The following is a 14,102-nucleotide window of genomic DNA, read 5'->3' as shown; positions in this document are numbered from 1 at the left end:
AGGCCGTCTGCGGACGGCCTCGCGTTTCCCTCGACGCATGCATGAAGTAGAGGATCGGCACCACGAAGACCGTGAGCACGGTCAACACCACGGTGCCGGAAATCAGCGAGACGGCGAGACCGCCGAACACGGGGTCGCTTACCATGACGGCCGAGCCGAGCACGATCGCCAGCGTGGTGAGCAGGATGGGGCGAAGCCGGATGGCGGCAGCCTCCCTGACTGCCTCGTCCAGGGCCATTCCTTGCCGGAGGTGGTCTTGAATGAAGTCGATGATCAGGAGCGAGTTGCGGACCACAACGCCCGCCAGCGCGATGATGCCGACGATCGAGGTCGCCGAAAAATCGGCCCCGAGCAGCCAGTGGCCGGGGAAGATCCCGATCACGCCGAGCGGCACAGCCGACATCGCGATTGCCGGAACAACGAACGAGCGATAGTAGGCGACGAGCAGCAGGAAGATGACGATCAGGGCCGCCCCGAGCGCGCCCATCATGTCGCGATAGATGTCAAGCGTGATGCGCATCTCGCCGTCCCACAGCAGTTGGTAGCCGTCGATGACGTCCGGCACCTGCGGCTTTAGGGCGAGGTTGCCGGTTTTTAGCGGCCGCCCGTCGAGCGCGCGCATCCCGTCGAGACGCCGGTTGAGGTCGAGCACCGCATAGAGCGGGACGGAGCGCGACAACTCGCCGCCGACGAAGGCGACCCGTTCGTTGTCCTTGTGCTGGATCGGGCGGTCGGCCGCAGTCGGCACGATCTTCACGAGTTCGGAGAGCGGCACCGGCTGCCCCGCTGCGTTCGACACGAAGATGCGGTCGAGCCGGGTCGGATCGACGGCATGACGGCGCGGCACGAAGGCGCGCACGTCGACCGGGTTCTTTTCTCCGGCCGGATGGGCGCGGCTGATCACCACCCCGCCGTAGACGAGTTGAAGCGCTTGCCCGATCTGCGCGACCGACACCTGCGACAGTGCCGCTTTGTCCTTGTCGGGGACGATTCGGTGCTCGGTGACGTCGACCGGCTCGCTGGTCGAGAGGTCGACCATGTCGAAGGTGTCGGCGAACGCGCGGAGGACCTGCTCCGCCATGGCACGCACGCCGTCCGGATCGGGACCGTGGACTTCGGCTAGCACGGTAGCCCGCACCGGGGGGCCCGGCGGGTCCTCGACCAGTTGGATCCGCGTGCCGGACCACTGTGTACGGATCGTGTCAACGTGGGGCCGCAGGCGCCGGACAATGTCGATCGAACTGTCGGATCGGCTGTGCTTGTCGATCAGGTTCACCCGGATCTCGGCGACGTGGCTTGCCAGCCGTTCGGCCGTGCCACGGAACATGCCGTTGAAGTCGACGACCCCGGCCTGGCCGAGCCAGACCTGGTAGTCTTGAACACTCGGCTCGGATGCCAGCACGCGGCCGATATCCCGGACCAACCGATCGGTATCCTCGACCGGCGTGGTCTCCGGCATCGTAATGACGATGTTGAACGTGTTCTTGTTGTCCTTGGGGAGAAAGCCAAGGGCGACGCCGAGCGGCGAGATCGCGCCGGCGACGCCAGATGGCCGGATGAACTGCCATTCGCCTTGCAGGAGCGAGGCGGACATCGCCGCAGCGATCGAGACGGCGAAAACGGCTCGAGCACGTCGGCTGTCCTGGAGCGGGGCGAACAGCCGATGGTAAAGACGCTGCAGAATGTCAGGATGTGAAGCATCCTCGCTCCCATGTGCTGGGAGCGAAGCCGGAAGCCACCGGTTCGCCGCCCACGGCGCAACGATGTAAGCGACGGCCACTGACGCGGCCATCGCGATCGGGACGTTGAAGGCGATCGGGTAGAAGTAATCGCCGGGCATCCCGGTGACCAGGAAGAGCGAGGCAAACACCAGCATGACGGCGAGCGTCGCCATATTGGTGGCGTTGCCGATCTCGTTGGTGGCGAAGATCGTGACGCGTTCCTTTTCGGCTCCATCGGAAAGGCCGTGGTAGTGCCGGTGGATGTTCTCGATCACCACGATAGCGGCGTCGACGAGGAGCCCGAGCGACAGGATCAAGGCGAACAGGGTGACTCGATTGATGGTGACGCCGCCGAACAGGTCTGCCGCCATCGTCACGAACAGAATGAGCGGCACGGTGACCGTGACGATCAACGCCTCCTTCCAGCCGAGGAAGAGGACCAGCACGACGCTCACCGTGAAGACCGCAATGCCGAGGTGCTCGATCAGGGTGTTGACGGCATTGTCGGCATTGCGGCCGTCGTCGCGAGTGACGACGACATGAACCTCGTCAGGCACCATTGAAGATTGCATGCGTGCGATGCCTTCTTCGACGGCCTTCGCCATGACGACGGCGTTTGCCCCCTTCCTCTTGGCGACCGCGATATTGACGGCGGGCATTTCACCTTCGCCGGTCCGCTCGAAGCGCGGGTCCCCTGGGCCGAATGCGAACCGGCTGAGGCGTTCGACCTCGGACCGTGGCCCGTCGGTCACGGTCGCAATGTCTCCGATGGAGATCGGGCGCTGATCGTGAACGGCGACGATCTGGTTGCGCACATCGTCGGCCGAAGCGAAGAAGCCCTGCAGCTTGACCGCTTCGACCCGCCCACTGCGGACGGTGGACTGGAGCGGAACCGTCAGGTTGGTCGCCGTGAACGTGGCCGAGACTTGTCCGAGCGTGACGCCGAACGACTGGAGCCGCTCCGGGTCGAGTTCGATACCGATCTCCCGGTCGCGTCCGCCACGAACGGAGACGACCGAGACGTTCTCGATGCTCCGCAGACGCTCGGCCATGCGGTCGGCGAGGCGCTTCAGCGCGAAATCGTCGTAGTGCCGGGACGCCAGCGTCACGGAAACGACCGGCACGTCGTCGGCATCGACGGCCCTGACCTGCGGCAGGCCGGCATCGGCCGGCAGTCGTCCGCGGTTCGCCAAAACGCGGTCGTAGAGCCGGACCAGCGACGCCTCCTTGGGCTGGCCGACCTTGAACATCACTTGAATGGTGCCGACGCCGGTCTGGGCGACGGCGTAGGTGTGGTCCACCCCTGCCATCTCGCTGAGGATGCCCTCCAGCGGCGTGACGATCAGGTCCTCGACCTCGGCAGCTGACGCGCCTGGCAGGGCGACCGAGACTGCAGCGCCGGGGACGAGGATCTGCGGGTTCTCCTCGCGCGGCGTCAGCATGACCGCCAAGATGCCGAGGATAGTGACGCCGAGCACCAGAACGCTGGTCAGCTTCGAGGCGATGAAGGTCTCGGCCAGCCGTCCCGCGAGGTTCAGCGGGGGCTCAGTCATGAGCACCTCCCGTCCTCGCGCATCCGTCATCGGCGCAGGTCGCCGTCACGATCGCGCCTTCGCGGACCGCCTCGTCCACCCGGGTGACGATGGTCTCGCCGGGCGAAAGGCCGGCGTTCACCTCGAGCGTGCCGTTCCGTTCGCGGCCGAACCGCAACCACCGGAAGCGGACGATCTGGTCCCTGCCGACCACGAAGACACCGTCGAGGCCTCCGCGCTGGGTCTTCGCTCGCGCCGGGACCAACGTCGCCGTGGCGGTCCCGAGGACGATTTCGGCACGGCCGAAGAGGCCCGGAAGGAGCCGCTGGTCCGGCGGGAGGGCGATCGTCACCTCGAAGCGGCGGGTCAGCGGATCGGCCGAAGGGACGATCCGCTGCACGCGCCCCTCTACCGCGCTGTCAAAAGCATCGATTTTGACCGACACTGCCATGTCCTGGGCAATCCGTCCGAGGCTGGCTTCGGCGACGAAATTTTGAACAGCAGAAGCTGGCGCGACTCGAGAGTGAGGATCGGCGTGCCCGCGGTAGCGAGGTCACCGCTGTGCTTGTGTCGGGTCACCACCACGCCGTCGACGGGACTGGCGATCGAGGCATAGGCCCTTTGAACTTCGGCTGAGGCGCGCGCGGCTTCAGCCTTCGCCAGGGTGGCGCGGGCGATGTCGCGTCGCACTACGGCCTTGCGTGCGACCTCAGCGGTGGCCGCTCCCTTCTCGACGAGGCCGCTGGCGCGGGAAGCGTCACCGCCCGCTTTCGCCTATGACCTTACGCCGGAAGGCCGCAGGCGTGAGACCATATGCGGCTTTGAAGCAGCGGTGGAAGTGGCTGAGATTGGCGAAGCCGCTGGCATAGGCCACCGCTGTCACATCCCCGGCGCCTGTTGCTAGCGCCATGGCAGCCTGCTCGAGACGCCTAGTCGTGACATAGGCGACGACGCTGGTGCCGGTGTGCCGGCGGAACTCGCGCGTCAGCAGGGTGCGCGACATGCCGAAGCGAGCTGCCAGTTCTTGCAAGCCGAGCGGCGCTACGGGATGCGCGTCGATCCAGGTCGTCACCCCACGTATCCGATCGTTGTAGCGTTGCCAGATCGGATCGCTGGCAACGACGCCGCGCGCTTTCGCATGCAAGGCAATCAACAGACCGAGAGCACCGAAGCCGATCTGCTGCTCATGAGTAGTGCCACCGTTGCTGATGCCATTGGGGATCAACCCGGCGAGCAAACCGATGCTATCGGCATCATGGTCGGCGGCGGTGACGCCTTCGGTACACAGAGTACCGAGCAACGCCGCTTGGGACGGCGCAATGTGAGCGCCGATGTCCTCGGCGGTCAGGCACGCCAGCTTGAGCCTGGCCGGCTCGTCCGACGTGACGACGTACCGATGCTCGACCCCCGGCGGCACGAGGATCGTCCGGTCTGCGACGAACCCGAACCGACCCGCGCCGCTCTCCAATCGACCGCCTCCGGCCCCGCATAGGATGAACTCCACAATCTCGTGGGCATGCCACTCGGTCGGTTCGACAAGTTCGACGCTCATTCCCCAAAGCATGGCGAATCGTACACAAAAAATGATCAACCGTACAAGATTACTGTTTTCGTTCGTGTTTGTTAAGCATGTCGTTGGCCCGATCCGCTGCGGCGAGGCGTGGCCCGGCACGACACGAGGAATCGATGCTAACGATCTATCATCTCTACCGCTCCCGTTCCGAGCGGCTGCTGTTTCTCGCTCACCTGCTCGGCGTACCGCACCGAGTGGTCGCATATCACCGCGATCCACAGACATTCCTGGCGCCGGCCTCGCTCACCGCCGTCCATCCCCTCGGCTCGTCCCCCGTGCTGGAGGACGCGACGGAGTCCGGACCTCTGGTGATTGCCGAATCCGGCGCTTCAATGCTGTACATGACGGAGACGTACGGTAACGGCCGGCTGCTGCCGCCCCCCGGTACTACGGCGCGCCAGAGCTGTCTGGAATGGGTGCACTTTAACGAAGGGACGCTGATGGCCTGGCTGGTCACTCTGATGATGCTCGGCAAAGCCGGAGTAATTGAATCGGCCACCGGAAAATTCGCTCTTTCGCGAATAGAGCGGTACGTGACTCATCTGGACAGAGCGGTGCGCGACACACCTTTCCTCTGCGGCCAGGAGATCACGGTCGCCGACGTGACGACTGCGTTCACACTCGATTTCCTCGGCAACATCACGTTTCCGGGTCTCTTCCGCATTCCCGCACTGGACTGGGCGACGGCGCTCACCGCCTACGCCGCCCGGCTGAGGGACGCTCCTGGCTACGCTTACAGCCAAAGACGGGATTTTTGAAACGATCAAAAGCCGCTCTCCCGCACTGCGGAAGGCGAGGTGCACTCGCTGCGGGATGGGATTCCGCCTCGTAGCGCTAGCGTTTGTCTCAGGAGAAAATCAGGATGCCAACTTCACTGATCATGACGAGTCGCACCTGCGGCGTGATCGCATTCGCCACCGGCGCCGCCTACTGGCTGGGGCACGACGTGCCGTTGAATGTTCACGTGGCGCTCGGCGTCCTACTAGTCTGCGCGGTCTCGGGTCTCGCCTTCATCGCGCGGACGCATGCCCCTGGTTTAGCCCTGAGTGCCGTCTTGTGCGCCGCGCTGGTTCCGCTGTTCGGATTGATGCAGGTCTTTACGCCAATCGGCGGATCGCCGGGCTTTCTTCAACTCGTCCATGTCATCGTGGCGGTGAGCGCCATTGGGGCTGCGGAGGCGCTTAATAAGCAACTGAAGAGGAGCGCCGCTATGTAACGGACGCATCCTCGAGTCCAGCAGGCCGGCGCTGACGACGGTCTGACGATCATCGCTGGTATCCAGAGCGGCAATCCCGAGGCACAGACGGCCGGCGCTGCGGTCGGGCGCGCGATCATCGCCGCGGTCTAGACGGAGGTCAGCGGCGCCCGCCGCGCTCCCCGATCAGGTCCACCCGTTTTCACTCCTATCACGGCCGTAGCAGGACCTTGACGGCGGTGCGTTTGTTCATGGCCCGGTAGGCTTCGGCGACGCGGACGAGCGGCAGCTCGAGGTCGAACACCTTGCCCGGATCGACCTTGCCGCCGAGCACGGACCCGATCAGGTCGGGCAGATAACGACGCACCGGCGCGGGCCCCCCGTGCAGGCGGACGTGGCTGAAGAACAGCGTCTGGCCGTCGAGTTCGACCCCGTGCGGCACCCCGACATAGCCGATCCCGCCGCCTGGCCGGGTCGAACGGATCGCCTGCATCATCGACTCCGGCGTCCCCACGCATTCGAGCACGGCGTCGGCCCCAACGCCCTTAGTCATGTCCTTGACGCGGGCGACACCCTCGTCCCCGCGCTCCTCGACGATGTCGGTAGCGCCGAAGGCACGGGCGAGGTCCTGACGCTCGGCGTGACGGCTCATCGCGATGATCCGCTCGGCACCCTTCTGCTTGGCTGACAGGACGCCGAGAAGCCCGACCGCGCCGTCGCCGACGACCACGACCGTCATGCCCGGTTGCACGCCGGCGGCGTCCGCGGCGAACCAACCGGTGCCGAACACGTCGGAGGTCGCGAGCAGGCCCGGGACGAGATCGTCGGAGGGAACTTCGGGAGTCGCGACCAGGGTGCCGTCGGCGAGCGGGACGGTGTCCCTCCGGTGAGGGCCGTCTTGCGTCCGGCTCGCTGAGCGGCGAGGTCATTAGGACTATTTCTATGGATAGTCCTAATGACGAACACGCGTGTGCAGGTGATCACGTCGATTCAGCGGCGCCGACGGTGGACGCGGGAAGACAAGGAGCGACTGGTCGCGCCGCGATGGAGCCGGGGGTGGTGGCCTCGGCGGTGGCGCGGGAGGCCGGGATCCACGTGAGCCAGCTGTTCCGGTGGCGGCAGCAGCTTTGTGGTCCGACGGGACCGTCGGCCGGGTTCGCCGAGGCGACGATCTTGCCTGAGCCTCGGGTGGCGGAAGACTCCAGCTCGGTTGCGGTGGCGCCGAGCGGATCGATCGAGGTGGAGTTCCTGGCGGCCCCTCGGTTGCGGATTTCGGGTGTGGTCGATCCGGCGACACTGACGGCGGTGATCGACGCCTTGGCGAAGGCCGGCCGCCGATGGACGCTCCCGATCCCGAATGGCGCGCGTGTGTGGCTGGCGACGGGCCACACGGACATGCGGAAGGGCTTCAACGGCCTGGCGCTGCAGGTCCAGGAGACGCTGCGGCGGGACCCGCACAGCGGTCATCTGTTCGTCTTCCGTTTGCGCAGCGGTGGACTGATCAAGATCCTGTGGCACGACGGTCAGGGCTTCTGCCTGTTCGCGAAGCGGCTCGAACGCGGGCGGTTTCTATGGCCGTCGCCGGCGGATGGGACGGTGGCGATCTCGGCGGCACAACTCGGCTACCTGTTGTCCGGGATCGACTGGCGCGCCCCCCAGTACACGTGTCGGCCCGACGCGGCGGGCTGACGCGGCGCCTCGTCCGGGGCTCACAAAGGCATTCGGGTGTGATTCGATCAGCGGGTGATGCGCCCCGCTGATTCGCCCTTGCCCGACGACGTCGAGACGCTGAAGCGCCTCGTGCTCGCGCGCGACGCGAGCTGGCCCGGGCCCGCGCCGAGGTGTCGAGCGCGGAGGCGCTGATCGCCCATCTGCGGCTAGCCATCGAGAAGATGCGGCGCGAGCTCTACGGCCAGCGCAGCGAGCGCAAGGCCCGCCTCCTCGATCAGATGGAGCTCCAGCTTGAGGAGCTCGAGGCCGCCGCGGCGGAGGACGAGCTCGCGGCCGCGACGGCGAGCGCGGCGGCAGGCGAGACGCCGGTTCGGCCGCACATCCGTAGGACGCCGTCCCGCAAGCCGTTCCCGGCGCATCTGCCGCGCGAGCGCATCGTGGTGCCGGGCCCGACCACCTGCACGTGCTGCGGCTCTGGACGGCTCGCCAAGCTGGGCGAGGATGTCACCGAGACGCTGGAGTCGGTGCCGCGACGCTGGAAGGTCGTGCAGATCGTGCGGGAGAAGTTCACCTGCCGCGATTGCGAGACGATCAGCCAGGCGCCGGTGCCGTTCCACGTGCTGCCGCGCGGCTTCGCGGGACCAAGCCTGCTCGTCGCCGACCTCGAGATCTGGATGCGGGCCGAGCGGGTCCGCCTGTCGCGCCACTCCGACGTCGCCAAGGCGATGGACTACATGCTGAAGCGTCGGGCCGCCTTCACGCGGTTCCTCGACGACGGGCGATTCTGCCTGGCGAACAACGCCGCGGAACGCGCCCTGTGTGGCATCGCGCTCGGCCGGAAGTCGTGGCTGTTCGCCGGCTCCGATCGCGGCGGCGAACGCGCCGCGCTGATGTACACCCTGATCCAGACCGCCCGCCTGAACGACGTCGATCCGCAGGCCTGGCTTGCCGACGTCCTCGCCCGCATCAACGATCACGCCATCCGAGATCTGGCCGCGCTGCTTCCCTGGAACTGGACGCCGGCCCCGACATCGCTCGCCGCCTGACCCACCGTCCCGGACAACGCAAGCAGAAATCCCGCGGCCCCCGCCGGGTGGGTACCCCTGTTCGAGATCGAGCGCGACATAAACGGCGTCTCCGCCGACGAGCGCCGGCGCGTGCGCGACCAGCAGAGTCGACCGCTCATCGCCGAGCTTCACGCCTGACTCCGCGACGAGCGCGCGAAACTCTCGGCCAAGAGCGAGACCGCCAAGGCGATCGACTATGCGCTGAAGCGCTGGGCCGCGCTCACCCGCTTCCTCGACGACGGCCGCCTGTGCCTGTCCAACAATGCCGCCGAACGGGCGCTGCGGGGCATCGCGGTCGGCCGCCACAACTGGACCTTCGCGGCTCCGGCGAGGGTGGCCGCCGCGCTACCGCCGTCTACACCCTGATCGAGACCGCCAAGCTCAACGACATCGATCCGCAAGCCTGGCTCGCCGACGTCCTCGCCCGGCTGCCCGACTATCCTGCCAGACGCGTCCACGACCTCTTGCTGTGGAACTGGAAGGCCCAGGCCTCCGCCGCTGCTGCCTGACTACCCCGGACATCCGCCTGACCTGACTTCCCTGCGGTCTTCACCGGATGGGTACCACGATAATTGACGTAGGACGTTGGTTCCCATGAGGGCGTCACCCGAGTTGGCGACATCCGAGTGGGTTCGCGTGATGTGCGACTACCGGTGTGACGGAATCTGGGATCATGAGGGGTTGTCGAGAAGCGTCGACGAGCTGCCGATCTCCGGGACGCTGAAGGATCGCCTGCTCGCTTGGCAGGCTTGGTTCGACGTTCTCGACGACCAAGCCGCCGAGGAGCAAACCGCCGTGCCGCTCGCGACATGGCAAGCCTTCGTCGCCGCGGGGCTCGCCGTCGCGCGGGATTTGAAGCGCGAGCTGCCCGACTGGACCGTCCTATATTTCGACGAGATCGAGCGCCGGACTAAAGGCCCGATCGAATCGGCGTAGCGGGAATCCGGCTGCGAAGTCAGCCCGGCGCTTCGCAAGAACTCCAACGGATGCCTGAGATCCGGACAGTCGGCTCGCGCGGGCCGGAACGGTCAATACGCGCTGCGGCCAACACGGAGCGATCCGGCCGTAGACGGCGCGCTACTCGATGCCGTGTCGGCGTTTGATCTCGTTGGTCATCTGCACGACCTCCTGCTTGCTGATCAGAGGCATGACAAACATCCTCGCCCCGTTCAGCCCGATCGCGCAAAGCGCCTCGTGACGTCGCTTCTCGAGCTCGCTCTGCCGCAGGCTCATATGGGTCAGCTGAATCGCGCCGAACGTGTCTTGGTCGTGCCTGTGCCGGTTCGGCAGCATCAGGTTCGCGCAGATCGCGAGAACCAGGGACACCGGGACCTTGTGATCGTATCCAGGCGTCCGCTTTCTCCTGTGACATCGATCGTCGATCTCTGCCTGGACCAGGAACGCATCTCGGAACCGACAAAAGGTCAGACAGTGTTTCTCTGCGTCCTCCGGGTCGACGCCGAACCGGAACCACACCGGCTTGCCCGGCGCGATGATCACGTCCTCCGGATGAGGGAGGCCTTTCGGGATGGTCGTGCCGGGCGCGCCGTACCGATCGATGTATCGTCGCCACGACGCTTGCTGGGCCTCGATCTCCTCGGCGAGTGCCTTCTTGTACCGTGCTTCGCGCTCGAGAAAGTTCCTCTGAGCGTGGGTGTTGCCCTTCAGCGCCGCGACCGCCTCGGCGCGCCGAACCGCGTCCGCCACGGTCATCTGGAGAACCTTGTCGCCTTCCCGAAGCTGGATGACGCGCTCGGCCTCTTCGAGGAAGCTGTCGCGCACCGACGTGTCCGGCGGCGGCTGAACAAGGGGCGTCTTTCTCGGCCGACCACGCGGGTTGCCCGAGACGCCCTTCACGAACCGGCCGCTCACGGGCGGCTTCCCGTATCCCACCTCGTAGGTTCGGTTCGAGGGCGGCTTTCGCGTGTCTCTCGTCATCGGCCAGCCTCCGGCCCCACCTGCAAGCTATGGCGCTGCTCCCTGACATCCTCGAAGGCGTCGCCGGTGTCGGCCAATGTCGCCCGCTTTCCGGTCAGTTGCTCCCAGCGCATGACGATGACGTCGCAATAGGCGGGGTCGTATTCGATCAGACGTGCGCGGCGGCCGGAGATTTCCGAGGCGATCAGGGTCGTGCCGGACCCGCCGAAGCCGTCTAGAACGACCTCGCCACGCCGCGAGCAATCACGGATCGCGTCGGCGACCAAGGCCGTGGGCTTGACGGTCGGATGCATCGCGAGGGCTTCCTCGCGGGCCGCCCCGATGCTGCTGATCCCCGCATAGTCCCACACATTCGTGCGATAGCGCCCCGAGTCACCGAGCCCGAAGCTGTTCGTGTGCGCGCCCGACCCGACCTTGTAGACGAAGACCAGCTCGTGCTTCGAGCGGTAGAACGTCCCCATCCCGCCGTTGGTCTTGTTCCAGACGCACAGGTTCTTCAACTCGGTGAAGGCGGCGTCGCCGGCCTGCAGCAGCTCGCGCATGTGGCGCCAGTCCATGCACACGAAGGCGATCGCGCCGTCGCGACACACAGAGGCTGCGTTGGACAGGGTGACGGTCAGGAAAGCGGTGAACGCCTCGCGCGACATCTCCCCCGACGCCATCGCGAACTCCCGATGGCGGATCGCACCGAGGCCGCAGACATGCCCGTCGACCGGCACATTGTAGGGCGGATCGGTGAAGACCAGGTCGACCCGTTCGTCGCCGAGCAGCCGCGCGTGATCGGCTGCCTCCCGGGCGTCACCGCAAAGCAGCCGGTGGCGGCCGAGCAGCCAGAGGTCGCCGTGGCGGGTGGCCGGGACCTCGGGCGGCTCCGGCACCACGTCCGGCGCCTCGGCGGCGTCGGGTGCGCTTTCGCGGGCCTGGTCGAGGGCGAGATCGACCTCGGCCAGCGAGAACCCCGTCACCGTCAGGTCGAAGTCCAGGTCGATCAAGGCTTGAAGCTCGATCGCCAGGACCTCGGTGTCCCACCCGGCGTTCAACGCGAGCTTGTTGTCGGCGAGCACATAGGCGCGCCGCTCGGCGGCCGACAGATGGGACAGCTTGAGGGTCGGCACTTCCCCGAGTCCCAGCTGGGCAGCCGCCATCACCCGGCCGTGTCCCGCGATGATCTCGCCGTCGTCGCTGATCAGCACCGGGTTGGTGAACCCGAACCGCTTGATGCTGTCGGCGATCTGCCGGACCTGCTTCTTCGAATGCCGCCGGGCATTCCCGGTATAGGGCCGCAGCGACGATGTCCGTCGCATCTCGATCTTGGGCGCAGAAGCCGACACGGCACCACACTCCGAATACGCGTACACAATGCGGCCGCCTATCGACCGGGCGGCCCAGGAGGCCTCGATTCGCCTCCCGTTCAAAATTCGCACAGAATCATTGCATCGACAAACGTTTTTAGAATGGAATTAGATGCATTGCCATACTTAATTATAGCGTCGCACACGCGCTCTTCTATTAGCCTTCTATCGGCCGTCAGTAATATTTGCGCGAACAATCAACACTACTCCGGTTCTTCGCCGCTACTACCACGCCGTGCCGCGACATGACTTCACCGGTCTTGGCTCTGCGCGTCGTATTCCCCCTCCGTTTCACTTCGCCCCGCCAAGATCCCGGATCTGCTATTCCGAATCCCACGGACGGACCGGTCAATCCCGATGAAGCCAACGTCCAGACCGCCTAAACGCAAGCGGATCCCACCCGGCGGGCAATCAACGCCGCCGAGTGGGGCGCGAAAATCGCTTCTGACGTAGAAAATTCCGGCCTTTCCGAGCGTATTGAGAGTAAAGCCCCTGAAGGCTTAGGGGCGCTTCCCTGATTTCCAGGAACAGGGAAATTCCGCCAAAGCCACGGAATGACGAGGGTTTTTCGCACATCTACCCGCCATTCCGGGACCGAGACGCAGTTTTCCCGGCAGGAGCGGCGAATATCAGGTGAGAGGTGTCCGATAGGGACTGCCTGCACCACCACCCAGCTTCGTCGACGACTTGCCTCCGCGGCTCGCTTTCGCGGGGGCGGGAGCGTCGCCTGTTCACCCGAAAATATCGGTGGTCATGCCGCGATACCAGCCGATCGCCTCCTTGGCCTGTTTCTCGCGCAGCTCCGGCGTCTCGTCGCGCTGTGAGGTGTACGGATCGAGCATCACGATCTTGCCGTCGCGCGGCTCGTAGCGGGCGCCATTCTTGATCGCGTCCGCGGGCGCGATCACGCTCCAGCAGTGGTTGGTGAAGCGCACCGGCAAGAGGCGCGCGCCGAGCAGCATATGGCGGATCACCATCGCGGTGTTCTTGGCCTCGTTGTTGGCCGCGAATCCCGACTTCGGAAAATCGCCGCCGATCGCGGCGTCGCCGATCACGTGGATGTTCGGGTCGACCGACGCGGTCATCGTGCCGGCGTCGACCGGGCAGAAGCCGGTCTCGTCGGTGAGGCCCGCGGCGCGGCCGAGGGCGCCCGCCACCTGCGGCGGGATGACGTTGACCAGCGCCGCCTTGTGGGTCTCGAGATCGGTCGTCACGGTCATGGCCTTCGGATCCACCGCCTTGATGCCGCCGTGCATCTTGGGATCCTGCCACTCGATCATGCCCGGATAGTGCCGCTCCCAGGCGTCCTCGAACAGCGGCTGCATGGCGAAGTGATCCTTGGCATCGAGGATGACGATGCGGGCGCCTTTCACGCCGCGCGTCGTCAGCGCATGCGCCATCATCGAGGCGCGCTCGTAGGGGGCCGGCGGGCAGCGATACGGATTGGGCGGCGCGACGATCACGACGACGGCGCCGTCCTCCAGCGCATCGAGCTGGCGCTTGAGCAACAGGAGCTGGTCGCCACCGCGCCAGGCATGCGGCATCCGCTCGGCCGCCTCCTCCGAGTATCCGGGCACGTCCGCCCAGCGGAAGTCGATGCCGGGCGAGACGATCAGACGGTCGTAGGGAACCCGCGTGCCGTCGGCGAGCCGCACCTGCCGGTCGGACCGCTCGATCGCCGCCACCGGCGCGAAGATCGGCCGGACCCCGCGGCCGATCAGGTTGTCGTAGCCGTACACCAGCGTCTCGTAGGGCTTCAGGCCGCCGAGGAATTGGTTCGACGTGAACGGCGTGACATAGCTGCGGTTCGCCTCGATCAGGGTGACGTCGAGCTCGGCGCCCGCCGCGACCAGATACTTGGCCGCTGTCGCCCCGCCGGCGCCGCCACCGATCACGACGACGCGCGGCCGCGCCTGCGCGACCGCCGGCGCAGCGAGCACCGGAGCCACGAGCGCGCCGAGCGTTCCGCCAACGAAGCTGCGACGATCGATCACGGCAGATCCTTTCACGATCTTCCGACGGGAAGAGCTTCGTGTCCCGGGCGCGGCGCGAC

The 14,102-nt window shown here is 66.2% G+C and carries 9 protein-coding genes and 4 pseudogenes; 6 read left to right on the top strand and 7 right to left on the bottom strand.

Translation table 11 applies throughout. The features are described from left to right. The 3 genes and pseudogenes from CH341_RS19255 to CH341_RS33785 form a co-directional block, all read right to left on the bottom strand. Positions 1-3,274: efflux RND transporter permease subunit (locus CH341_RS19255; RefSeq protein ID WP_111420607.1), on the bottom strand; the 3,274-nt coding region annotated here is incomplete at its 3' end. After that, positions 3,267-3,728 (bottom strand): annotated as a pseudogene (locus CH341_RS19250) (efflux RND transporter periplasmic adaptor subunit); the annotation flags it as partial. The gene CH341_RS19255 and the pseudogene CH341_RS19250, both read right to left, overlap by 8 nt. Before the next feature lie 282 nt (positions 3,729-4,010). Beyond that, positions 4,011-4,817, bottom strand: coding sequence for an AraC family transcriptional regulator (locus CH341_RS33785; protein WP_170149713.1), 807 nt, complete (start codon positions 4,815-4,817; stop codon positions 4,011-4,013). Positions 4,818-4,939: 122 nt separating this feature from the next. Between CH341_RS33785 and CH341_RS19235 the strand changes: the two genes are divergently transcribed. Both CH341_RS19235 and CH341_RS19230 read left to right on the top strand, forming a co-directional pair. After that, positions 4,940-5,584, top strand: a complete 645-nt coding sequence (locus CH341_RS19235) for a glutathione S-transferase family protein (protein ID WP_170149712.1) — start codon at positions 4,940-4,942, stop codon at positions 5,582-5,584. Positions 5,585-5,688: 104 nt separating this feature from the next. Continuing rightward, complete coding sequence (locus CH341_RS19230) at positions 5,689-6,042, top strand: hypothetical protein (RefSeq protein ID WP_111420604.1); 354 nt, start codon at positions 5,689-5,691, stop codon at positions 6,040-6,042. A gap of 190 nt (positions 6,043-6,232) precedes the next feature. Here the strand turns inward: CH341_RS19230 and CH341_RS19225 are convergent. Beyond that, positions 6,233-6,895 (bottom strand): annotated as a pseudogene (locus CH341_RS19225) (zinc-binding dehydrogenase); the annotation flags it as partial. A gap of 68 nt (positions 6,896-6,963) precedes the next feature. Here CH341_RS19225 and tnpB point away from each other — a divergent pair. From tnpB to CH341_RS19205, 4 genes and pseudogenes are all read left to right on the top strand, one after another. Then, positions 6,964-7,710 (top strand): IS66 family insertion sequence element accessory protein TnpB, encoded by a 747-nt coding sequence (gene tnpB, locus CH341_RS36460; protein ID WP_425376194.1) that lies wholly within the window; start codon positions 6,964-6,966, stop codon positions 7,708-7,710. Between the two features lie 212 nt (positions 7,711-7,922). Next, positions 7,923-8,738 (top strand): annotated as a pseudogene (locus tag CH341_RS19215) (IS66 family transposase); the annotation flags it as partial. 57 nt (positions 8,739-8,795) lie between these two features. Further along, a pseudogene (locus CH341_RS19210) lies at positions 8,796-9,268 on the top strand (IS66 family transposase); the annotation flags it as partial. A 127-nt stretch (positions 9,269-9,395) separates the two neighbouring features. Next, entirely contained in the window at positions 9,396-9,695 is a 300-nt protein-coding gene (locus CH341_RS19205) for a hypothetical protein (protein ID WP_146604540.1), read from the top strand. A 141-nt stretch (positions 9,696-9,836) separates the two neighbouring features. Here CH341_RS19205 and CH341_RS19200 read toward each other — a convergent pair whose 3' ends face one another. The 3 genes from CH341_RS19200 to CH341_RS19190 form a co-directional block, all read right to left on the bottom strand. Beyond that, the gene (locus CH341_RS19200; RefSeq protein WP_111420600.1) at positions 9,837-10,697 is read right to left on the bottom strand and encodes a DUF5681 domain-containing protein; all 861 of its coding nucleotides are present in this window, start codon (positions 10,695-10,697) and stop codon (positions 9,837-9,839) included. Next, positions 10,694-12,001 carry a site-specific DNA-methyltransferase gene (locus CH341_RS19195; protein WP_111420608.1) on the bottom strand — a complete coding sequence of 436 codons (1,308 nt, stop codon included), beginning with the start codon at positions 11,999-12,001 and terminating at the stop codon, positions 10,694-10,696. The genes CH341_RS19200 and CH341_RS19195 overlap by 4 nt, the downstream gene beginning before the upstream one ends. Positions 12,002-12,780: 779 nt before the next feature. Then, positions 12,781-14,043, bottom strand: coding sequence for an NAD(P)/FAD-dependent oxidoreductase (locus CH341_RS19190; protein ID WP_210208452.1), 1,263 nt, complete (start codon positions 14,041-14,043; stop codon positions 12,781-12,783). Positions 14,044-14,102 lie beyond the last annotated feature (59 nt).

It is taken from the genome of Rhodoplanes roseus, from assembly GCF_003258865.1.
Taxonomy (GTDB): domain Bacteria; phylum Pseudomonadota; class Alphaproteobacteria; order Rhizobiales; family Xanthobacteraceae; genus Rhodoplanes; species Rhodoplanes roseus.
Note: the sequence above shows the minus strand (reverse complement) of the source record. Positions and strands in the feature narration are given on the sequence as shown.

Coding starts and splice junctions, on each gene's coding strand:
- CH341_RS19195 (WP_111420608.1), bottom strand. CDS start 12,001: ATGCGACGGACATCGTCGCTGCGGCCCTATACCGGGAATGCCCGGCGG.
- CH341_RS33785 (WP_170149713.1), bottom strand. CDS start 4,817: ATGCTTTGGGGAATGAGCGTCGAACTTGTCGAACCGACCGAGTGGCAT.
- CH341_RS19230 (WP_111420604.1), top strand. CDS start 5,689: ATGCCAACTTCACTGATCATGACGAGTCGCACCTGCGGCGTGATCGCA.
- CH341_RS19200 (WP_111420600.1), bottom strand. CDS start 10,697: ATGACGAGAGACACGCGAAAGCCGCCCTCGAACCGAACCTACGAGGTG.
- CH341_RS19235 (WP_170149712.1), top strand. CDS start 4,940: ATGCTAACGATCTATCATCTCTACCGCTCCCGTTCCGAGCGGCTGCTG.
- tnpB (WP_425376194.1), top strand. CDS start 6,964: ATGGATAGTCCTAATGACGAACACGCGTGTGCAGGTGATCACGTCGAT.